Source organism: Biomaibacter sp. TOL (assembly GCF_059717795.1).
This window is the reverse complement of record NZ_AP046092.1, coordinates 469,227-490,052: the sequence shown is the minus strand read 5'-3', so window position 1 is coordinate 490,052 and position 20,826 is coordinate 469,227. Positions and strand designations below refer to the sequence as shown.

General features: G+C 45.0%; 25 protein-coding genes. 20 read left to right on the top strand and 5 right to left on the bottom strand.

The window, feature by feature from the left end; translation table 11 throughout:
* The first annotated feature begins 12 nt into the window (after positions 1-12).
* The 5 genes from AC6I1H_RS02580 to AC6I1H_RS02560 are packed head-to-tail and all read left to right on the top strand — an operon-like array spanning position 13 to position 3,484.
* Positions 13-258 carry a 4Fe-4S dicluster domain-containing protein gene (locus AC6I1H_RS02580; RefSeq protein WP_497739468.1) on the top strand — a complete coding sequence of 82 codons (246 nt, stop codon included), beginning with the start codon at positions 13-15 and terminating at the stop codon, positions 256-258.
* Complete coding sequence (locus tag AC6I1H_RS02575) at positions 233-1,291, top strand: 3-methyl-2-oxobutanoate dehydrogenase subunit VorB (RefSeq protein WP_497739467.1); 1,059 nt, start codon at positions 233-235, stop codon at positions 1,289-1,291. Before AC6I1H_RS02580 ends, AC6I1H_RS02575 begins: the two co-directional genes overlap by 26 nt.
* Positions 1,288-2,037, top strand: coding sequence for a thiamine pyrophosphate-dependent enzyme (locus AC6I1H_RS02570; protein WP_497739466.1), 750 nt, complete (start codon positions 1,288-1,290; stop codon positions 2,035-2,037). Before AC6I1H_RS02575 ends, AC6I1H_RS02570 begins: the two co-directional genes overlap by 4 nt.
* On the top strand, positions 2,034-2,588 hold the full coding sequence (locus AC6I1H_RS02565) for a 2-oxoacid:ferredoxin oxidoreductase subunit gamma family protein (protein WP_497739465.1): 555 nt from the start codon (positions 2,034-2,036) through the stop codon (positions 2,586-2,588). The genes AC6I1H_RS02570 and AC6I1H_RS02565 overlap by 4 nt, the downstream gene beginning before the upstream one ends.
* Positions 2,585-3,484: a radical SAM protein gene (locus AC6I1H_RS02560; RefSeq protein WP_497740694.1), complete on the top strand. Its 900-nt coding sequence runs from the start codon at positions 2,585-2,587 to the stop codon at positions 3,482-3,484. Before AC6I1H_RS02565 ends, AC6I1H_RS02560 begins: the two co-directional genes overlap by 4 nt.
* Here AC6I1H_RS02560 and AC6I1H_RS02555 read toward each other — a convergent pair.
* Entirely contained in the window at positions 3,481-4,527 is a 1,047-nt protein-coding gene (locus AC6I1H_RS02555; protein ID WP_497739464.1) for a zinc-dependent dehydrogenase, read from the bottom strand. The two genes, AC6I1H_RS02560 and AC6I1H_RS02555, sit on opposite strands and share 4 nt — an antisense overlap.
* 74 nt (positions 4,528-4,601) lie before the next feature.
* Positions 4,602-5,450: a class II fructose-bisphosphate aldolase gene (locus AC6I1H_RS02550; RefSeq protein ID WP_497739463.1), complete on the bottom strand. Its 849-nt coding sequence runs from the start codon at positions 5,448-5,450 to the stop codon at positions 4,602-4,604.
* Between the two features lie 214 nt (positions 5,451-5,664).
* On the opposite strand from AC6I1H_RS02550, the gene AC6I1H_RS02545 reads away from it, so the two are divergent.
* The 3 genes from AC6I1H_RS02545 to AC6I1H_RS02535 are packed head-to-tail and all read left to right on the top strand — an operon-like array spanning position 5,665 to position 7,303.
* On the top strand, positions 5,665-6,780 hold the full coding sequence (locus AC6I1H_RS02545; protein ID WP_497739462.1) for an aminopeptidase: 1,116 nt from the start codon (positions 5,665-5,667) through the stop codon (positions 6,778-6,780).
* A 47-nt stretch (positions 6,781-6,827) separates the two neighbouring features.
* On the top strand, positions 6,828-6,974 hold the full coding sequence (locus tag AC6I1H_RS02540) for a hypothetical protein (RefSeq protein ID WP_497739461.1): 147 nt from the start codon (positions 6,828-6,830) through the stop codon (positions 6,972-6,974).
* On the top strand, positions 6,971-7,303 hold the full coding sequence (locus tag AC6I1H_RS02535) for a tRNA-binding protein (RefSeq protein WP_497739460.1): 333 nt from the start codon (positions 6,971-6,973) through the stop codon (positions 7,301-7,303). Before AC6I1H_RS02540 ends, AC6I1H_RS02535 begins: the two co-directional genes overlap by 4 nt.
* 9 nt (positions 7,304-7,312) lie before the next feature.
* Here AC6I1H_RS02535 and AC6I1H_RS02530 read toward each other — a convergent pair whose 3' ends face one another.
* On the bottom strand, positions 7,313-7,525 hold the full coding sequence (locus AC6I1H_RS02530) for a DUF3006 domain-containing protein (RefSeq protein ID WP_497739459.1): 213 nt from the start codon (positions 7,523-7,525) through the stop codon (positions 7,313-7,315).
* Positions 7,506-8,456 (bottom strand): ComEC/Rec2 family competence protein, encoded by a 951-nt coding sequence (locus AC6I1H_RS02525; RefSeq protein ID WP_497739458.1) that lies wholly within the window; start codon positions 8,454-8,456, stop codon positions 7,506-7,508. The genes AC6I1H_RS02530 and AC6I1H_RS02525 overlap by 20 nt, the downstream gene beginning before the upstream one ends.
* Before the next feature lie 159 nt (positions 8,457-8,615).
* On the opposite strand from AC6I1H_RS02525, the gene AC6I1H_RS02520 reads away from it, so the two are divergent.
* The 4 genes from AC6I1H_RS02520 to AC6I1H_RS02505 all read left to right on the top strand — a co-directional run bounded on the left by AC6I1H_RS02520 (position 8,616) and on the right by AC6I1H_RS02505 (position 11,989).
* Positions 8,616-9,221, top strand: a complete 606-nt coding sequence (locus tag AC6I1H_RS02520) for a TetR/AcrR family transcriptional regulator (RefSeq protein WP_497739457.1) — start codon at positions 8,616-8,618, stop codon at positions 9,219-9,221.
* Positions 9,222-9,324: 103 nt separating this feature from the next.
* Positions 9,325-10,062 carry an HlyD family secretion protein gene (locus AC6I1H_RS02515; protein WP_497740693.1) on the top strand — a complete coding sequence of 246 codons (738 nt, stop codon included), beginning with the start codon at positions 9,325-9,327 and terminating at the stop codon, positions 10,060-10,062.
* On the top strand, positions 10,062-10,856 hold the full coding sequence (locus AC6I1H_RS02510; protein WP_497739456.1) for an ABC transporter ATP-binding protein: 795 nt from the start codon (positions 10,062-10,064) through the stop codon (positions 10,854-10,856). Before AC6I1H_RS02515 ends, AC6I1H_RS02510 begins: the two co-directional genes overlap by 1 nt.
* Positions 10,856-11,989 carry an ABC transporter permease gene (locus tag AC6I1H_RS02505; protein WP_497739455.1) on the top strand — a complete coding sequence of 378 codons (1,134 nt, stop codon included), beginning with the start codon at positions 10,856-10,858 and terminating at the stop codon, positions 11,987-11,989. The genes AC6I1H_RS02510 and AC6I1H_RS02505 overlap by 1 nt, the downstream gene beginning before the upstream one ends.
* On the opposite strand, the gene AC6I1H_RS02500 is transcribed toward AC6I1H_RS02505, so the two are convergent.
* Positions 11,990-12,181, bottom strand: coding sequence for a DUF1540 domain-containing protein (locus AC6I1H_RS02500; protein ID WP_497739454.1), 192 nt, complete (start codon positions 12,179-12,181; stop codon positions 11,990-11,992).
* Positions 12,182-12,392: 211 nt separating this feature from the next.
* Between AC6I1H_RS02500 and hprK the strand changes: the two genes are divergently transcribed.
* The 8 genes from hprK (at position 12,393) to AC6I1H_RS02460 (ending at position 20,644) form a co-directional block, all read left to right on the top strand.
* Complete coding sequence (gene hprK, locus AC6I1H_RS02495) at positions 12,393-13,319, top strand: HPr(Ser) kinase/phosphatase (RefSeq protein WP_497739453.1); 927 nt, start codon at positions 12,393-12,395, stop codon at positions 13,317-13,319.
* A 13-nt stretch (positions 13,320-13,332) separates the two neighbouring features.
* Positions 13,333-14,388, top strand: coding sequence for a bifunctional phosphoglucose/phosphomannose isomerase (locus AC6I1H_RS02490; RefSeq protein ID WP_497739452.1), 1,056 nt, complete (start codon positions 13,333-13,335; stop codon positions 14,386-14,388).
* 15 nt (positions 14,389-14,403) lie between these two features.
* Complete coding sequence (locus tag AC6I1H_RS02485) at positions 14,404-15,153, top strand: phosphatase (protein WP_497739451.1); 750 nt, start codon at positions 14,404-14,406, stop codon at positions 15,151-15,153.
* 18 nt (positions 15,154-15,171) lie between these two features.
* Positions 15,172-16,023, top strand: coding sequence for a D-amino-acid transaminase (dat, locus tag AC6I1H_RS02480; RefSeq protein ID WP_497739450.1), 852 nt, complete (start codon positions 15,172-15,174; stop codon positions 16,021-16,023).
* A 291-nt stretch (positions 16,024-16,314) separates the two neighbouring features.
* Entirely contained in the window at positions 16,315-16,572 is a 258-nt protein-coding gene (locus AC6I1H_RS02475) for a hypothetical protein (RefSeq protein WP_497739449.1), read from the top strand.
* Positions 16,573-16,726: 154 nt separating this feature from the next.
* Complete coding sequence (murB, locus tag AC6I1H_RS02470; RefSeq protein WP_497739448.1) at positions 16,727-17,638, top strand: UDP-N-acetylmuramate dehydrogenase; 912 nt, start codon at positions 16,727-16,729, stop codon at positions 17,636-17,638.
* A gap of 26 nt (positions 17,639-17,664) precedes the next feature.
* Complete coding sequence (locus AC6I1H_RS02465) at positions 17,665-19,332, top strand: hydantoinase/oxoprolinase family protein (protein WP_497740692.1); 1,668 nt, start codon at positions 17,665-17,667, stop codon at positions 19,330-19,332.
* Positions 19,325-20,644 carry a histone deacetylase family protein gene (locus tag AC6I1H_RS02460; RefSeq protein ID WP_497739447.1) on the top strand — a complete coding sequence of 440 codons (1,320 nt, stop codon included), beginning with the start codon at positions 19,325-19,327 and terminating at the stop codon, positions 20,642-20,644. The genes AC6I1H_RS02465 and AC6I1H_RS02460 overlap by 8 nt, the downstream gene beginning before the upstream one ends.
* The last annotated feature ends 182 nt before the right edge of the window (positions 20,645-20,826 follow it).

Here is a 20,826-nt window from a genome sequence, read left to right as displayed (position 1 = left end):
GGGGCATCATATTTGAACAAGCTGATTATTGATAAAGACAGGTGTAAAGCGTGCGGACTCTGTATGGAAGTGTGTCCCAAAAAAATTTTACACTTTGATGTTTCTGTAGTAAACGCTCTGGGCTATCATCCGGTTGCTGCCGATGAAGGGTGCATTGCGTGCGGTTTTTGTTCGGTAATATGTCCCGACATTGTTTTTGCCATATACAAAGATGTAAAGGAGGAAGAGGCGGTTGGAAAAGCAGTTGATGAAGGGTAATGAAGCTCTGGCGGAAGCAGCCATCAGGGCGGGGTGCCAGTGCTTTTTTGGTTATCCAATCACTCCGCAGAGTGAACTGCCTGCCTATCTTGCCAGGGAAATGCCGAAAAGAGGCCGTGTTTTCCTGCAGGCCGAAAGTGAGGTAGCAGCTATAAACATGGTATATGGTGCGGCTGGAGCCGGAGCCAGGGTGATGACATCTTCTTCGAGCCCCGGCATAAGTCTCAAGCAGGAGGGGATATCCTACCTTTGCGGCGCGGAATTGCCCTGCCTTATTGTAAATATAGTAAGGGGCGGTCCGGGGTTGGGCGATATTCAACCAGCCCAGTCCGACTACTTCCAGGCCACCCGGGGAGGCGGCCATGGAGACTACAGGACTATTGTCTTTGCTCCGTCTTCTGTCCAGGAACTAGTAGATATGGTATATGATGCTTTCGATCTGGCGGACCTTTACAGAAACCCGGTGATGATCCTGGGCGACGGCATTCTGGGCCAGATGATGGAACCGGTGGTATTCAGGGAAAAACCCGGCAGGCAATTGCCGCCAAAGACGTGGGCCACAACGGGGATGAAAGGGCGAAAGCAGAATGTTATCAATTCTCTTTACCTTGACCCTGTCAAATTGGAGCAGCACAACTGGAAACTCTATAAAAAGTACAGGGAAATCATGGAGAAAGAATGTAGGTGGGAAATAATAAGCGGTGATGATGCCGAGTATTTTGTGGTGGCTTACGGCATCTGTGCCAGAATTGCCTTCTCGGCCGTAGAAATGGCGAGAAGCGAAGGAATAAAAGCCGGGCTCATTCGGCCGATTACTCTCTGGCCTTATCCTCACAAAGCCTTTGATGATGTTATGCATGCTGCAAAAGCATTTTTGACGGTAGAACTGTCTCTCGGGCAAATGATAGATGATGTAAAACTTTCCGTAAACGGGCGGGCGCCTGTTTACTTTTACGGAAGGCCCGGAGGCATGGTGCCTGCAGCGGAAGATATTTTCAACGAGATCCTCAAGATGAAGGAGGCGTCAAGATGAAGGCGGTCTTTGAAAGACCAAAATCCCTGCAGCCTACTAAAACCCACTATTGTCCCGGCTGCGGGCACGGCATTGCGCACAGGATTGTGGCTGAAGTCATTGACGAATTTGGCATTCAGGAAAAAACCATTGGAATTGCTCCTGTGGGCTGCTCAGTACTGGCGTACAATTATTTCGACATTGACATGCAGCAGGCCGCCCACGGACGGGCTCCAGCGGTGGCTACGGGAATAAAGAGGGTGTTGCCCGACAGAATCGTTTTCGCCTACCAGGGCGACGGGGACCTGGCGTCCATAGGTACCGCCGAGATTGTCCACGCGGCGGGCCGTGGGGAAAACATAACAGTCATATTTATAAACAACGCCGTATACGGCATGACCGGCGGCCAAATGGCTCCCACTACTCTGCTGGGTCAGAAAACAGAAACTTCTCCATATGGGCGGGATCCCAAATTTGCCGGATACCCCATAAAAGTGTGTGAAATGCTTTCTGTGCTGGATGGCCCGGCTTTTCTGGCCAGAGCGGCTCTCACGGATGTGAAAAATATCTTGAAAGCGAAGGCGTTTATAAAAAAGGCTTTTAAAATGCAGATAGAGGGCGCGGGCTTTTCGATGGTGGAATTGCTTTCCCCGTGTCCCACCAACTGGGGGATGGCTCCGAAAGATGCTATGAAATGGATCAGTGACGAGATGACAAAGGTATTTCCGCTGGGCATATTCAAACAATCAAGGGAGGTGCCGGAATGAAACTGGAAGTAATAATGGCTGGATTTGGCGGGCAGGGCATCATGCTTATGGGAGAGATTCTTGCCCACAGCGCCATGATGGAAGGAAAGGAAGTTTCGTGGATACCGTCGTACGGGCCCGAGATGAGGGGAGGCACCGCCAACTGTATGGTTGTAATATCAGATAAGAGGATACCATCTCCTATAATCTCCTCTCCGGATGTGTTGGTCGCCATGAACAAACCTTCGATGGAAAAATTCTCTCCGCAGGTGAAACCGGGAGGATTGATTATCCTCAATAAGGCCATGATCGATGTAAAGCCTGCCCGTTACGATGTTGAAATACTGGAGGTGGATGCCGGCGGGATAGCGGATGAACTGGGAAACATGAAAGTGGCAAACATGGTGGCTCTGGGCGCCCTTGTAGGGAAGTGCGGCATAGTGAAACCGGAAACTATCCTGAGTTCAATAGATTATTTTCTGCCTCCTCATAGAAAATCCATGTATGAGATAAATGAAAAGGCTTTCAGGAGCGGGATGGATATTCCATATTGGAAAGGCTTGACAAAATGAAGCATTTACTGGAAAAATGCAATCTATGCCCTCGAAAATGCGGAGTAAACCGCCTTGCTGGCGAAAAAGGCGCCTGCGGGGCTACAGCAGAAGTGTTGGTAGCTAAAGCTTTCCCCCACAGATGGGAGGAACCGTGCATCAGCGGAGAGAAAGGCTCTGGTACGGTGTTCTTTACCTGCTGCAATATGAAATGTATTTTCTGTCAGAACTACAGGATAAGTCAGGAAAGATTAGGGAAAGCCGTATCTACAGACGAACTGGCTGAGATATTCCTGAAATTGCAGCAAAAAGGTGTCCACAACATAAACCTAGTGACTCCCACCATTTATACGCCGCAGATAATTGAAGCCATAAAAACGGCAAAATCCGCAGGCCTTTCTATCCCTATTGTATGGAATTCCAATGCTTATGAGAATGTGGAGACGATAAAGGCCCTGGGCGGCCTGGTGGATATATACCTGCCAGATTTAAAGTATTTTGACGACGCTTTAGCTTTGAAGTATTCCGGAGCTCCAAATTATTTCCAAACCGCAGCTAAGGCCATTTCCGAGATGTCATCCCAGGTAGGCGAGCCGGTTTTCGATGAAAATGGGATTATAAAAAGAGGCCTCATCATTAGGCATTTAATATTGCCGGGCCATAAAGAAGATTCCAAAAAAATCCTCCGGTGGATAAGCCGCCATCTCCCAAAAGGAGTTTATATAAGCCTCATGTCCCAGTATATTCCGTATTACAAGGCGAAAAGCCATCCCGAAATTAACAGGAGGCTTTCCGCAGAAGAATATGATGATGTCATAAGATGTTTTTTCGAGTATGGCCTTGAAAATGGCTTCGTGCAGGAAGAAGGCGCCGCTTCGGACGAATATGTTCCGGACTTTGATCTGGAAGGCGTCTAGGGGTTTATTATTACTTTCAGGGCTTTTCCGCTGGAAGCCAGTTCGAAGGCCTCTTTGTATTGAGCAATCGGGAAGGCTTTTGTTATAAGGAGGTCCGCGTCTATTTTTTTGTTCTCAATCAGGCTCAAAACTTTTTTCATATGGACAACGGTGGAATCGGAAGTGCCGTGGACGAACAGTTCCTTATAATGGATGACGTTGCTGTCGATGGTGATGGTGGAGCGATCTCTGGGAAGGCCTCCGAAGAAATTTACCCTTCCCCGCTTCCTTGCGGCGGACAGAGCCTGTACCTGAGCTTCGCCCGAAGGGGCCGCCACGATGACCACATCGGCGCCATGGCCGTCGGTTTCCTCCATGACAGCTTTTACAAAATCCTCTATACCAGAATTCACCAATCTGTCGGCAACCTTTATTTTACCGGCTATCTCAAGCCGCTCCTGAGAGATTTCCGCTATTATGACTTTTGAAGCGCCAAGAACTCTGGCGATCATCGCATGGGTAATGCCTACGGGACCGGCTCCCACGACCGCTACCACATCATTCAAACCCGTGCCGGAAAGCTCCTGGCCGTTTAAAACACAGGACAGAGGCTCCACTATGGAAGCCTGTTCGTAGCTTACACCATCAGGAATGGGGATGACGCCTCCGGTCATGACCAGTTGGCCCGGTACGGCCACATATTCGGCGAAACTTCCGTCATACTGGTATGAAAGCGCGGTCTTATAATCGCAGAGATTTGTAAGACCCCGGAGGCAATAGTGGCACCTGCCACAGGGAACCGTCACGGAGAGCAGTACCCGGTCTCCTATGTTGAATCCCTCAACCCCATCGCTGACTTCCACTATTTCACCGGCAGCTTCGTGGCCCAGGACCCTGGGGAGTGTCATGCCGTGGGAAGAACCTCCCGCCTTTATATTTCTTAAGTCGCTGCCGCAGATGGCGCAGGCGTGAACTTTTACCAGCAATCCGCCCTTTGGCGCCGAAGGTTTGGGGATATCCTCCAATCGCAAATCACTTTTACCGTAAAGTCTCAATGCGAGCATCGAAATCACCTCTTTAAAAATGCTGCTGCCAATGGCGCTAAATATGCTCTTAAAGCAGCGGGGAATATATTCAACTAAGCTCTATTCTGACTGCCGCAGAGCCGAATCTTTTCTCTGACCAGCTGTTTCATCATTTCCATGGGCTTTTCATATATCTCATGGAGTGATGCGTGCTCGGGCAGTTCATATACCGAAAATTTCAGCCCCCTGTACAGGGCGATGCGAAGTTCGGTGGCGATATTCAGCTTGGAGATGCCTGCTTGTATCGCCGCTTTTATCTGGTCGTCGGGCGTCAATGAACCGCCGTGCAGAACAAGGGGCGTGTCGGTTGTTTTTGCTATGTCTTTCAGGCGGTCGATATCAAGCTGGGGTTGTCCTCTATACGGACCATGAGCGGTGCCAATGGCCACCGCAAGGGCGTCTACCCCGGTCTTTGCTACAAATTCCTCCACTTCGGACGGTACTGTAAAAAGGTTCTCTATGTCTTCATTCGAGTCCGAAAGCCCGACCCCCACATGACCCAGTTCGGCTTCTACACTGATTCCGGCAGCGTGGGCGAATTTAACCGCCTGGGATGTTATTTGAATGTTTTCAGAAAGCGGCAGGGTGGAGGCGTCCAGCATGACCGAAGTAAATCCGAGAGAAATATATCTTGCCACGGTATCAATATCTGCACCGTGGTCCAGGTGAATGCAGACAGGTATTCCGGAGTTGGAGGCCACTTCTTTCATCATGGGGACCAGATATCGCAAATTGCCATACTTCATGTCCGGATCAAGAACCATGGCAATGACCGGGGATTTTTCCTCTTCGGCGGTCTCCACCGCGGCCTTGAATGTTTCCAGATTATTTACATCAAAGGCCGGCACTGCGTATTTATTTTTTCGAGTGTCTGAAAGAATTTCTTTTAATGTTACAAGCATGAAAAACCCTCCTGTGATTGAACAAATGTTAAATATATGAAAAAAAGTGAGGTACATACTCTAAGATAATTCGCCAAATTATTTTAAAATCCTTCTCGATATAACCTTTCAAAACTTTATTTTGCTTGTAAATGCTTTTTTTTATGTTAAATTTATGTTAAAATTTTATAGACTCCGGCTAAACACAAAACAATATTCGAAAGGGGATAGAAAATTGCAGGATCCAAGGATTAAAAAATTGTCACACGAACTTATTCATTATTCGGTGGAATTAAAAAGAGGGGAAAAGATACTCATCGAATCCGGCCCCGGTGAAATTTCTCTCGTTCTGGCACTTATCCGTGAAGCTTATAATGTTGGAGCAAAGCCTTTTGTATCTTTGAATATGCAGCAAATAGATAGGGAAATACTCATGCATGTGGATGAAGAAACCCTGAAAATGATGGCGGATCATGACGCGGCCCGCATGAGGGAAATGGACGCCTATATCGGTATAAGGGGCGGTGACAACATAGCCGAACTTTCCGACGTGCCGCAGGAGAAAAAAGCCATGTATATGCAGCTTTATGTAAAACCGGTGCACGGCGAGATACGGGTTCCGAACACTAGGTGGTGCGTTCTTCGGTATCCCAACCCATCCATGGCGCAGCTGGCGGATACCAGTACCGAAGCCTTCGAGGATTTTTACTTCGATGTATGCTGCATGGATTATGCCAGAATGTCAAGAGCTATGGATCCTCTCGTCAAGTTGATGAATAAAACAAAAAAGGTGCATATCAAGGGTCAGGGCACTGATCTCACTTTTTCCATAGAAGGTATGCCCGCTGTAAAATGCGACGGCAAGAGAAACATACCCGACGGGGAAGTATTTACCGCGCCGGTTAGAGATTCGGTAAACGGAGTTATTTCTTACAATACCCCATCAGTGTACCAGGGTTTTACTTTTACAGATATTAGATTTGAATTCGAAAACGGGAAGATAATTAAAGCCACCGCCAACGACACCGAGCGTATCAACAAAATTCTTGATACCGACGAAGGCGCCCGATATATCGGAGAATTTTCCTTCGGTTTGAACCCCTATATTTTAAAACCCATGAAAGATACGCTTTTTGATGAGAAAATTGCCGGCAGCATACATTTTACTCCTGGCAAGAGTTACGAAGAATGCGACAACAAAAACAAGTCCGCCATACACTGGGACCTGGTTTATATCCAGCGGCCCGAATATGGGGGCGGAGAAATCTGGTTCGACGATAAATTAATCAGGAAAGACGGCATTTTTGTCCCAAAGGAACTTCAAGGATTAAACCCGGAACATTTAAAATAAAAAAGATGGGGAAAAGGATCCAGCAGTTATCATGGAGAAGATAAATATTGCTTTTGAAAGCCTTGACGAAAATAACAATGGTTGGAGATTATAATTATATAAACGGCAGACTGGGATTCCGGGCGGAACTGTATAAGATTGGCGAACGGTGGAAAATAACGAAAATGACCATAAAGGGAGATGATAGTGAGTGATTAGTTACGAGGATTTTGAAAAAGTGGATATGCGGGTGGGGAAAATCCTTAAGGTGGAAGACTTTCCCGAGGCCAGAAAGCCTGCATACAAGCTGACCGTTGATTTTGGGCAGGAGATAGGCATAAAAAAATCCAGCGCCCAGCTGACGGCCCTTTATAAAAAAGAAGACTTGATCGGCCGCCTGGTGATAGGTGTGGTTAACTTTCCGCCGAAAAGAATTGCCGGTTTTATGTCGGAAGTGCTTATCCTGGGGGTGAAGGATGAAGAAGGCCGGGTGATTTTGCTGCAGCCGGAAAGAGAAGCGGTGCTCGGAGAAAGAGTATTTTGAGAACAAACTTTATTCATCTTGAAAAATTTTTTCCCTCAGTATTCGTATATATTCTTTGCGGCGTAACGTTTCCTCTTCATCCACAGCCATGCTTTCAAGGTCGACGACATCGCCTTCCCTGGCTTTTTCCGGCAACAATTTTCTTTTTATGTTCATGATTTTTTTATCGTCGGTTTCAATTACGGCAAATTCACCTTCGAATCTATCGATAACACCGTACATATAAACCCTCCATTTTTATATTTTCTCCGTCACTGGTGACCAGTATGTTCCCGTTGTCGGCTGTGGTGTAAACTTTTACTCCGTGGTCGGCCAGGCGCTCTAGCGTTTCTTTATGCGGATGGCCGTAATCATTGTTTTTTCCGACGCTGATTATTGCGTACTCTGGAGAAACGGCAGATAGAAATTCTTTAGAAGTTCCAGAACTGCTGCCGTGATGGCCTACCTTCAGGACGTCGGCTTTCAAATCGTAATTAAGTTTCAGCATTTCTTCCTCCGATAACTTTTCGGCATCACCGGTGAAAAGGAAAGAAGTTTTATTGTAGGTCATCTTCAAAACAACGCTGTAATTGTTAAGGTCCTCGTATTTTTTGCTGTTCGGTGCCAGGAGTTCAATCTTTACATCGTCTTCCAGGGGTACGCTCATTCCGCCTCTGGCGCCGGTGATTTTTAAATTCCTGGCTGCGGCGGATGCGAGTACATCTTTGAAGGTTCGGGTTGTGGTAGTGACATTGGGCATATATATCTTTCCAATGTCAAAGGTGTTTATAATATCGTCCATGGCTCCAATGTGGTCTTCATGGGGATGCGTTCCAATTACCACATCCAGCTTTTTTGTACCCTGGTTTTTTATGTAATTTATAATGGTTTTGCCGTCATCATTGTTGCCTGCATCTATCAGCATGGTCTTGCCTTCGGGGAGTTTGATAAAGATGCTGTCAGCCTGCCCCACATCCATGAAAGTTACTTGCAAAAGATGGGAATCCAATGGCGAAATAGGAGTTTCCGTTAACTTATCTTCCGTTTGGTTTTGAGAGGTTTTTCCGGTTTCAGGAGAGGTTTGAATCGAACAACCCGATAAAAGTATTGTTATGATAAGAGTTGTCAGAAGCAGCAGATTAAAGATTTTTTTTCGGTGTAAAAAGTTAATCATTCGTCCAGTCTCCTTTTCATTGTTACAGATTAAATTATATCAGAAGATAATGATTTTGAGAATATATTTCACTTTACAAGAGAAATAAAAAGAATTATACTAAATGTAAGCAAGTAATTACTTACAACACTATATACTAATTTAAAAAAGGGGGTTGTTATGATGGACGAGACAGAGCAAAGGATAATCGAGGCAGCTATAAAAGTTTTTTCAGAAAAAGGTTTTTCAGGAACAAGCACCCGCGAGATCGCGACTGTAGCGGGAGTTAATGAAGTGACGCTGTTTAGAAAATTTGGAAGCAAGAAAAACATTCTCAATAAAATCATTCACAGAGCGGTGGAAGTCTATGGGTATCATGTGGTTGTCGAACCCGTGATGCAAATACTGGAAGATGAAAATATGGATCACCGCCAGAAGTTGATAAAACTATTGAAGAATCGTTATGACATCATCACGACTCATTATCCTCTTTTGAAAATTATGCTGCAGGAATCCGGTTTGAATGCGGATATCAGGAATCTATTTATTGAAAAGGTTGTTTCTAGAGCCAGGGCTTCTGGCGAAGAGTTTATTAAAAAAGCCATTGCCGAAGGGGATTTTAAAAAAAATATCGACCCGTGCATTGCGGTTCTTTCACTTATGGGAATGCTGATATTTCTCATTGTCTGGCAAAAAATGTTTTCGGAAGAGTTATCTGAACAGAAAATTGAAGGTAATATCGAAAAAATCGTGGACATCTTTTTAAATGGTGTATCAGCAAAGTAAATTCAAGAAGGTGAGCGAATGAAGCACGTTAAATTTTTATTATATATAATCGCTCTTCTATTTTTTTTTCAGCGGGTGCAGCAGCGTTTCTAAAGGAGATGTTATAAGTTTTTCTGGAACCATAGAAGCCGTGGAAGTGAATATTGTTTCTGAAATCGGAAGCAAGATAAACAGTATCCTCTTTAAAGAAGGAGATTCTGTCAGGAAGGGCGACCTTTTAATCCAGTTGGATGATACTTCACTAAAGCTTCAGCGGGATTCAGCAAAAGCCTCTGTTGAAATGGCAAAAGCGAAGCTGGACGAACTGCTGGCGGGCAGCAGGGATGAGTCAATAAAGGCGGCAGAAGCCAATGTAAAGCAGGCCGAAGCCGCTCTGGAAGAAGCTGAAAAAACCGAAAGCATCAGGGCAGCCAGAGCGTCTCTTTCTCAGGCTGAGGCCTCCCTCGCACTGGCCGAGGAAACATTGAAAAAAGCGAGTATATATTCTCCGATAGATGGAGTTGTATTGTACAGAAACTTTGAGATTGGCGAATCGGTATTTGCCGGTTCCACCATAATGACGATCCAGGACCCTGCAGATTTATGGGTTGAGGTATACATTCCCGAAAAGCTGCTGGGGAAGATCAAACTCCACCAGAAGTTGAATGTGAAGTTTGAGAACAGGATCTATTCCGGTGAAATCATATTCATTTCCCCCCAGGGGGAATTTACCCCCAGAAATGTTCAAGAAAAAAGCGAGAGGGAAAATATAGTGTACAAAGTCAAGGTTAAGCTGACATCAAAGGATTTAAAGCCGGGTATGGAAGTGGATGTGGAGCTGCCGAAAGGAGATGCGGAATAATGGAATATGCAGTGGAACTAAATGATCTTACCAAAAAATACGGTCAGCTTACGGCAGTTGATAATCTTAACCTCAACATACCCAGCGGCAGCATTTTCGGTTTTCTGGGCCCAAATGGTTCCGGAAAAACGACCACAATAAGGATTATATGCGGAGTCCTTTCTCCAACTTCAGGAAGCGGAAGAGTGCTTGGGTACGATATATTGAAGGATTCGGAACTGATCAAAAAAAATATAGGTTATATGTCGCAGAAGTTCAGCCTGTACGAAGACCTCACTGTGGAGGAAAACCTTGAGTTTTACGGTGAGATATATTCCATCCCTTCGAAGGAATTTAAAGTCCGCAAAAGCTTTATTATAAATATGGCGGGGCTTTCAGGCAGGGAAAAGACTTTGGCGGGAAATCTTTCAGGGGGATGGAAACAGAGACTGGCCCTGGGATGCGCCCTTATTCACAGACCCAGATTGCTGGTGCTGGATGAGCCTACTGCGGGCGTGGACCCGGTTTCCCGGAGGATCTTCTGGAAAATAATAAGAGAAGCCACCCGTCAGAACATAACCGTCATCGTATCTACCCATTATATGGATGAAGCCCAGACCTGTGACCTGATAGGATTTATATTTAAAGGAAAACTGCTTGATTTTGGGACCCCGGAAGAGATTATTAAAAAGGGGAAAGCCGAAAATCTTGAGGACATTTTTGTGAAATATGTGGAAGAGCTGACCGGCGAAAAAGTCGAAGACATATTCCAATCGGCAAATTTTTTATACGGATTAAAAAGAAGGAATGGCTGATGTTTAACTTGAGAAGGATTTATACGATTATTAAAAAAGAGTTCATTCATATAAAGAGAGACAGGGCAAGCCTTGCCATTGCTATTATGATGCCTTTAATAATGATGCTGCTTTTCGGATATGCAGTTAAAGTGGAAGTCGACCATGTTCCGACTGCTGTATGGGATGAAAGTCGCTCACGACAGAGTCGGAACTTGATACAGGCATACCAAAATTCAAATTATTTTGACATGGACTACTATGTTAAAAGCCGGGCTGAAATGCTGGAACTTCTGGACATGGGAAAGGCGAAGGCTGTAGTTCATATTCCACCGGAATTCGAGAAAAAGATCATAAGAGGCGAAACAGCTCCGGCAGAAATATTAATCGACGGCTCAGATCCTACGGTTGCCAGGACGGTCTTTTCCAGCGGTCTCATGATTGCCGAGAATTTTTCCCGTAAAATTTCCATGACCGCATTGTTGAAAAAGGGGGCATCGATTGTTCCTGCACCTGTGGATATGAGGCCCAGAATGATATACAATCCCACCCTGAGGGCGGAAATATTTACGATACCCGGCTTAATAGGACTCGTTATGCAGAATATAACCATCATGCTAACAGCTTTTGCCCTGGTGAGGGAGCGGGAAAGGGGGACCATAGAGCAGCTGATAGTCACCCCCATAAAGCCGGCAGAATTGATGGTGGGCAAACTTATTCCGTATATCTTTATCGCATTTCTTGATTTTACCATTTCGCTTTCATTGGGCGTATTCCTGTTCAAAGTCCCCGTAAAAGGAAGTTTGTTGCTGCTGTTTTTGCTTGCCATGGTTTTTATTATCGTAGCTCTTTCCATCGGCATTCTTATATCAACTATAGCAAAAACGCAGCTTCAGGCCATGCAGATGACAGTTTTGACAATCATGCCCAGCATTATCCTGTCTGGTTTCATATTCCCTCTGGAAGCGATGCCTTACACTATGCGATGGGCAAGCTATATCATCCCGGTGACATATTTTATCCGCATAATGCGTGGAATAGTAGTAAAGGGAGTCGGACTTAATGTTCTTTTTTATGACACTTTAATACTCACATTCATGGGCTTCTTATTGTTTGCCCTTGCTATTTTCAGATTCAGAAAGAAATTAGAATAACTAATCCCAACAGGAACTTCCGTCAGTGGTAATACATTTTTCTAAATCGTCATTTTTCTCATAGGCATCACAATAGGTGCCTTCTTTTGATGTACATCCGGGCCTGATGGAATTTACCATTACGTTTTCTGCGCAGCATTTACTGTCTCTGTTATATTTACAGGTGGAGACATTGCATTTTATGTTTGCCATGGAATACCCTCCCGACAATAAATTTTATTTCATTTATAGTATCCCGGGATTTGATTTAATTATTTATATGTTTTTGAAGGAATTCTATTTTCTTTTGTAGAATAACATTAACTATAACAGTTTTATGAGAGCAAATTTCAACTTGCCTCAATGTTTTTTAAAAGCCGTATCATGGAATAATAGTAGCAAAAAAAGGTGGAGGTGGTTTGTTTTGCAAAAAATAAACCTGAGAGATATAATGGAAAAAATGGACCTGGAAATCCTTTGCGAAAGCGGCAATACGCCTCCGGATATATATGTCTCGGATCTTAACCGTCCGGGATTGGAACTTGCGGGTTTTTTTGATTACTTTGCCTTTGAAAGGATACAGATACTGGGAATGACTGAAATATCCTTTCTTGAAAGCCTTCCGACCGAAACAAGAAGGGAGCGCCTGGAAAAATTGTTTTCCTATGAAGTTCCGTGCGTCATTATAACCAGAAAACTTGCGCCTCCAACAGAAATGATTGAAATTGCAAAAAAATACAGGAGGTATGTTCTGACCACTCCCGCGGCTACCACCCGGTTCATAAGCAGACTTACCGATTATCTTGAAAGCGCGCTGGCTCCCAGGACCACAATGCACGGTGTGCTGGTGGATATTTATGGAGTAGGCGTGTTGATACTGGGTGAGAGCGGTATAGGTAAGAGCGAGACCGCTGTGGAACTCATTAAAAGAGGCCACCGTCTGGTGGCGGACGATGCGGTAGAGATAAAACAAACGGCCAAGGATGTGCTGATAGGCAGCGCACCCGAACTTATCAGGTATTATCTCGAAGTGCGCGGCCTTGGGATTATAGATGTAAAGACCGTTTTTGGCGCCGGCGCCGTAAGGGACAATATAAAAATTGAAATGGTAATAGAGGTGGTGGAATGGGAAAAATATAAAGAAACCGACAGGTTGGGGCTTGTAGAAGAGAAAATAAAAATTTTGGATTCTTTTATTCCTAAAAAAACCATACCCATTCGGCCTGGCAGAAATTTGGCCGCAATACTTGAAGTGGCCGCCATGGATCACAGATTAAAAGACATGGGCTATAATGCGGCGCTGCAATTTTCCAGAATACTTTTCAAAGAACTCAATGATAAAAATAAATAATGGAGGTTTATGTATGCTGGATGATTTAAAAACCATAAAAAGTCTTGATAAAAGCGGAATGCTGGACTTAATCTACAATTTTCCGGAAACTAGCGAAGAGGCTATCAAAATCGCCCGGGATTCCATCAGAGGCTTGAGGTTTCACAGCATAATGAATGTGGTGGTTACAGGCCTTGGAGGTTCCGCTATCGGCGGGGATCTTCTCCGAATGCTATGTCAGGATCGATCAGTAATACCAATAATGGTAAACAGAGATTACACACTTCCGGCATTTGTGGATGAAAAGACTCTGGTCATAGCTTCAAGTTACTCCGGCAATACTGAAGAAACTCTCGCCTCTTACCAGGAAGCCCTGAAAAGAAAGGCCAAAATCCTGGTCATCACCACTGGCGGCGAATTGAAGAAAAAAGCTCTTGCCGATGAGGTGCCGGTCATAACAATTCCCGGAGGCATGCCTCCGAGAGCGGCTCTGGGGTATTCTTTCTTCCCGCTTCTGGTAGTCCTTGAAGAGCAGGGCATAATACCCAGGAAGCACTTTAAGCTCGATGAAAGTATCAAACTTTTGAAGGATATAAGGGGTCAATTTCATTATGAAACGCCAGAAAGCGAAAATCCTGCAAAACTTCTGGCAAGAAAGCTTTACGGAAAACTGCCGGTAATTTACGGCGTGGCAGGTGTTACGGAAATAATTGCTGTGAGATGGAAGGGCCAGTTCAATGAAAATTCCAAACACCCCGCATTTTTCAACGTTTTTCCCGAACTGAATCATAATGAAATAATGGGTTACGAGGGGGATAAGGATTTGCTTTCCAGAATGGAGATTGTGATTTTGAGGTCCCCCGACGAAATCGACCGCATAAAAAAACGCATCGAAATAACCAAAAGTTTAATCGAAAACACAGTCAGCGGAATTACGGAGATATGGCCCAGGGGAGAATCCTCTCTGGAAAGAATGCTTTATCATATAATTTTCGGGGATTATGTGAGCGCATATCTTGCCATTCTGAACCATAAAGACCCTACTGAAATAGATTTTATAAATACCTTGAAAGATCGCATGAAAAGTTGAGCTGGAGGAGTGAATATGATACTGGAAGTTGACACCCATTGCCATACCATTGCCAGCGGCCATGCTTACAGTACAGTGGCGGAAAACGCACGTGAAGCGGCAAGAAAGGGATTAAAAATGATTGCCATAACGGACCATGGCCCTGAAATGCCGGGCGGCCCCCACTTTTATTATTTCGGCAATATAAAAGTGTTGCCCCGTCAGATAGAGGGGGTTTATATACTGCGCGGCATTGAGGCAAACATAATGGATTACGATGGAAATCTGGACTTGCAGGAAACCTATTTAAAGAACCTTGACATAGTTCTGGCGGGCTTTCATACCTTGTGCTATACATGCGGCAGCGTCGAAGAAAATACCATGGCCGCAATTAATGCCATGAAGAACCCGTATGTGGACGTGTTGGTACATCCGGGGAATCCCGAATTTCCCATAAATATTGACAAAGTTGTGCAGGCGGCGATAGAATACAATGTGCTGATAGAAATCAATAACAGTTCTTTTACAGTCAGCCGCAGGGGCAGCGAGGAAAATTGTTTGCTCATTGCAAAAAAGGCGGCGGCTCTTGGAGCAAAAATATCGGTGGGAAGCGATGCGCATATCTGTTACGATGTTGGAAATTCCGACAAGGCTTTGAAAATAATAGAAGAGGCGGACATTCCTGAGGAAAATGTGCTGAACACTTCCGCAGAAAACGTGATAGCTTTTTTAAAGTCAAAGGGTCGGGACATTGTTCCGGAGTATAAATCCAGTGCAAAAATTTAACCTGAAGGAGGTTTGTTCATGTCGACTGTGGTGTATTTAAACGGTGAAAGGGTGGACTATGAAAATGCCAGGGTTTCGATTGAAGATAGAGGATTTCAGTTTGGCGACGGGATTTATGAAGTTGTGAGGGTGTACGACGGCAGATTTTTTTATCTTGACAGGCATCTTGCCCGCATGAAAAAGGGGGCGGATGAAATCTACCTCAACCTGGATTTCGGGGTAGACAATCTGGAAAAAGTTTGCCATCAGGCTGTAAAAGAGAGCGGCTTTAAAGATGCTTCGGTATATATCCAGGTCACCAGGGGAGCATATCCCCGCCAGCACGCCTTTCCGCCAGAAAGTTCGTGCACATGGGTGGTTATAGTGCGGGAGGTCAAAGCGCAGCCCCGAGAATATTACGAAAACGGCGTCACCGGCATAACGGTGCCCGATGAGCGCTGGAATCGATGCAATATAAAGACGGTTCAACTTCTGGCCAACAGCATAGCCAAAGAAAAAGCCAAAAAGGCGGGAGCCTACGAAGCCATTTTCCACCGGGGGGGATGTGTTACCGAAGCTTCCAGCAGCAATGTGTTCATAGTCAAGGATAAAAAACTTTTGACACATCCGGCCAACAACTTTATTCTTCACGGCATAACCCGTGGGGTGGTCCTTGAAATAGCCGGGAAGAACAATATCGACTATTCCGAAGAAGTATTTTCCCTGCAGGATTTATTCGAAGCCGAAGAGGTATTTGTATCCGGGACAATGACAGAGATCATGCCGCTGGTGAAAATCGACGGCAAGATTATCGGAGACGGGGTTCCGGGAGATATAACCCGAAGCATTATGAACTCGTATGAGCTACTTACGAAAACAGTCGACCAGTAGTTTTTTATTGAATAAACTTTTATGGAAATTAATATAAATAGGGTAAAAGGCTAGAGGGAGGAATAAACTGTGTGCAGGCGGCCGTTTACCCTATTTTTTCTTCTGGTTTTTGTCTTTGTATTTGTCGTTTCTATCGGTTGCGAATTTGAAAAGAAACATCCGGGCGTCTTTATTGATTTATGGCTTCTGAAAGTTGTCTTCGATTGAATAGTCGCTGACATTATGGGGAAAATAAGGTAAATAAAGTAATGCCAGAAAAATGTTTAAAAAATTGTATGCCGGAGGGTATGTATGGAACTTGAGGAAAACCAACTTATCGACAGAGTCGTCATGGGGCCGCCAAAAACGATTGGCAATATCACTTTTATACCCATACTGAGCGTTACCTTCGGTTGTTTTAAAAGTTTTGGAGCCGGTTTTGGAGGAAGCATTTCCCCGATAGCTTTTGTCACCATTGGTAAAGATGGAGATATGAGTTTCTATAAAATAGTCGCCGGAAAAGCCCCCGACGACATAATAAATGATGTCCGCCGAAACCGTGATGAATAAATAGACGATTCAGTTTTTATATCGCAATCATAATATATAATATAAAACCTCAGGAGTTTTTTTGAAAAATATGCAGGATTTATCTAGAATATATAGAAATAAAATATGATAGGCATTGTATATAAGTTTTTTGATTAAAAGAAGGGAAGGTAAAATGGAGGTTGAGCTGATATACCATAAATTGAAAAATTTTATACCCGAAGAAAGAATCAAAATAAATGAATCTATGAAAAACCATACCTCCTTTCGCATCGGCGGCCCGGCGGATATTCTGGTTTTGCCGCAAGATGTACAAGAGATTAAAGAGATTGTTGCTTTTTGCAAAGGGGAAGGAGTCCCTTTTTTTGTGATGGGGAATGGAACTAATCTTTTGGTAAAGGATAAAGGTATCAGAGGTGTCGTAATAAAACTTGCACAGAATTTTAATGACATAGAAGTAAACAAAAACTTAATAAGATGCAAAGCGGGAGTTGCCGTATCGACGATCGGCCGCGTAGCTATGGAAAACAGCCTGAGCGGGCTGGAATTCGCATGCGGAATTCCGGGCAGCGTAGGAGGAGCCGTTGTAATGAATGCGGGCGCCTATGGCGGGCAGATGGCGGATGTAGTGAAAAAGGTCAGTGTCATGGATTTTGAAGGCAATATCTACGATATGTCTAAAAATGAACTGGAATATTCCTATCGATATTCCGTACTTCAAAAAGGGGACAGAATTTTGCTTGATGTTGAAATGGAACTTTCACCCGGCGATTATAACGATATAAAAACCAGAATGGAAGATTTTTTGGCCAGAAGAAAGCAAAAGCAGCCTTTGAATCTGCCCAGTGCCGGCAGCGCCTTCAAAAGACCTCCCGGTAACTTTGCGGGATACCTCATCGAGAAGGCGGGACTCAAGGGTTATAGAATTGGCGGGGCGATGGTTTCAGATCTGCACGCGGGTTTTATAGTAAATATAGACAACGCCACATGCGAAGATGTATTGAATTTAATAAACCATATACAAAAGGAAGTGAAGCAAAAGTTCAATGTAGAATTGGAGCCTGAAATAAAAATACAGGGAGAATGAAACGCAAGGAGGCATGCAAATTGATTGTGGGGCTGGATATGGGGGGAACCCATGTGGATGCTTGCATTATAGACCGCGGAAATATTGTGGAGCAAGCCAAGACACCCACTGACCGCTCCGATCTTTTTGGTTCCATATGGGAGACATTGAATAGCCTGCTTTTGGGGAAAGATATTTCGAGCATCGAACATATCAATTTGAGCACCACGGTATCGACCAACGCCATAGTGGAGGAGAAAACCGTCCCCGTAGGAATGATTATAGAAAGTGGCCCGGGCATTGATCCTTCATTTTTATCTTGCGGGCAGGAGAACATTTTTATATCGGGTTATATCGACCACCGGGGGAGGGAGATAAAAGCCATAATCCCTGAAGAAATCGGGGAAGCGGCATCCCGGTTCAGGCGAAAGGACATAAAAGCCTGCGCCGTAGTAACCAAGTTTTCAATCAGAAATCCGATGCATGAAATTCAGATAAGAGAGATGTTGAAAGATGAATTCTGTCCCGTTACGATGGGACATACCCTTTCCGGGAAGCTCAATTTCCCGCGGAGGGTTTTTACCTCATACCTGAACTCTGCCGTGTATAAAGTATTTAAAGGATTTTGCGAAAGTTTTAAACAGGCTCTAGAAAAAGAAAAAATCAGCGCCCCCGTAAATGTGCTCAAGGCCGACGGCGGCACCGTCAGCCTGGATGCGGCGCAGGAATTTCCGGTATTTACCATTCTGTCGGGGCCGGCTGCAAGCCTCATGGGCGCATGCGCTTTCAATCCCGGCGACAAAGATGCGGTTTTTCTCGATATTGGCGGCACTACGACAGATATTTCTTTTGTAGCCGATGGCATTCCGCTTTTTGAACCTCTTGGAATAAGCATAGGCCATTTCAAGACGCTGGTCAGGGCCATATACAGTGTTTCCATAGGCCTCGGCGGAGATAGTGCCGTTTCGGTTGAGAAAGGAGAAATAAAAATTGGCCCGAGGCGGGAGGGATTTCCCATGGCACTGGGAGGCCCTGTACCTACCCCGAGTGACGCTATGATTCTGCTAGGCCTTCTTAATTTCGGGCAAAAAGACCGGGCGATATCAGCCATGAAAAATATAGGGGAACAGCTCGGGGTGGATGCGAAAACCGCAGCGCAAGCGATATATGAAAAGATGGGAGATATCATTAAACAAAAGGTGGACAGCCTTCTTGCGGATATAAACAGCCGCCCGGTGTATACGGTAAAGGAACTGCTGTACGGGAAGAGGCTGAAACCCGAGTATGTTTCTATTATTGGAGGCCCCGCCAGGGCGATGGCTCCTGTGCTGGAGAAAAAATTCAAACTCCCCTGCCGCGTCCCGGCATATTTTGAGGTGGCCAATGCGGTGGGAGCAGCCCTTGCTAAGACCACCGCCGAGATTACCCTTCTTGCCGATACGGCTGCAGGGACACTTTCGGTCCCGGAGATTGGCCTGTACGAGCGAATTGACAGAAATTTCACCCTGGATATGGCCAGGCAAAAAGCTTTGGAGCTTTTAAAGCAGAGGACTTCTATACTGGGAGCTGAGGGCAGCAAAACCGAATCAGAGATAACGGAGGAATCGAGCTTCAATATGGTGCGGGGGTTTTATACCAGCGGAAAAAACATAAGGATAAGAGCCCAGGTAAAACCCGGATTACTATATGAACTACGAGGTGTGAACTATGCTTAGGGCTAAGAATAAACTGGGTCTTGTTTTTTTCCCGGCTTTTGACTGGGCCATAAGCTCCACCCATCCCGAGAGGGAAGAAAGGCTGCTGTATACTCAGGACCAGGTATTTGAAGAGGGAATAGCCGATATTGAAGGGATCAAATTCTTTAATCCCGGCATGGCCACTGAAAAAGATGTACTGAGGGTGCATTTTTGTGTGCCTGACGTGATGTCACGGGTGACCGAGTCCCATCTCATTTCCGCCGGAGGTGCCATCAAAGCTGCAGAAGCCCTTATGGAAAAAGAAGTGGACAAAGCCTTTGCAATAGTAAGGCCGCCGGGACATCATGCCCAGAGGGTCGTCTTTGGCGATAGGGGCTTTTGCATCATAAATATAGAGGCGGTAATGCTGGAAAACATAAGACAGAGGTTTGGCCACCGGAGAATAGCCATAGTAGACACCGACTGTCATCATGGAGACGGCACCCAGGACATATACTGGAATGACAGGGATACCCTTTATATATCCTTCCATCAGGATGGCAGGACACTTTATCCCGGCACCGGTTTTATAGACGAGTTCGGCGGTCCTGCAGCCATGGGATACAATATAAATATACCCTTGCCTCCTGAAACTGGTGAAGAAGGTTTTTTATACGTGCTGGACAACCTCGTAATGCCCATACTGGAGGAATATAAGCCCGACCTTGTGGTGAATTCCGCCGGCCAGGACAACCACTACACAGACCCCATCACCAACATGAACTTTACCGCCCATGGCTATGCCGAGTTAAACCACAGGTTGAACCCGGACATTGCGGTCCTGGAAGGCGGGTATTCCATTGAAGGTGCCCTTCCTTATGTGAATCTTGGCATCATCCTGGCCATGGCTGGACTTGATTATTCACATGTGAAAGAACCGGACTATGATCCGGGGAAGCTTAAGCAATCTCCCCGCACTACCGAGTATATAAAAAAATTGTGCGAAACCATTTACCAGCGGTGGAGAAAAAAGGAAGATATTGCACGGGAGGCTCTAAAAACATTAAACGGCCGGGAGTATGTGGCAAGAATCAGGAATATATATTATGACACCGATGGCATCATGGAAGAACAGACGCAGAAGTTCAAAGTTTGTCCCCGCTGCTCAGGCGTAAATACCATCCATTCCCGCTCCGACTGGGGCTATGAGATATTCGCTGTCTCCATACCGAGGGATGCCTGTCCGGATTGTATTGACGAGGGATATAAAGCATATAAGGAAACACCGAAGGGCAAATACTTTAAAGTTTACCTGCAGGATAGGGTGAACGATGCATATATGAGTCAATGATTTTCATACTATTTAAGGTGGGGCAACCGGAGGACTTACGGAAGTTTTGAAAAAGTTAAAAGAATAAGATTTGGCAGCATTGAAAAATGCTGTCTTTTTTTATTAATGACTTTGGATAAATTTACTTGAATATCCTGAATGAAATGGTGGCCATAAAAGATAAAGATGAAAAGATAGAGATG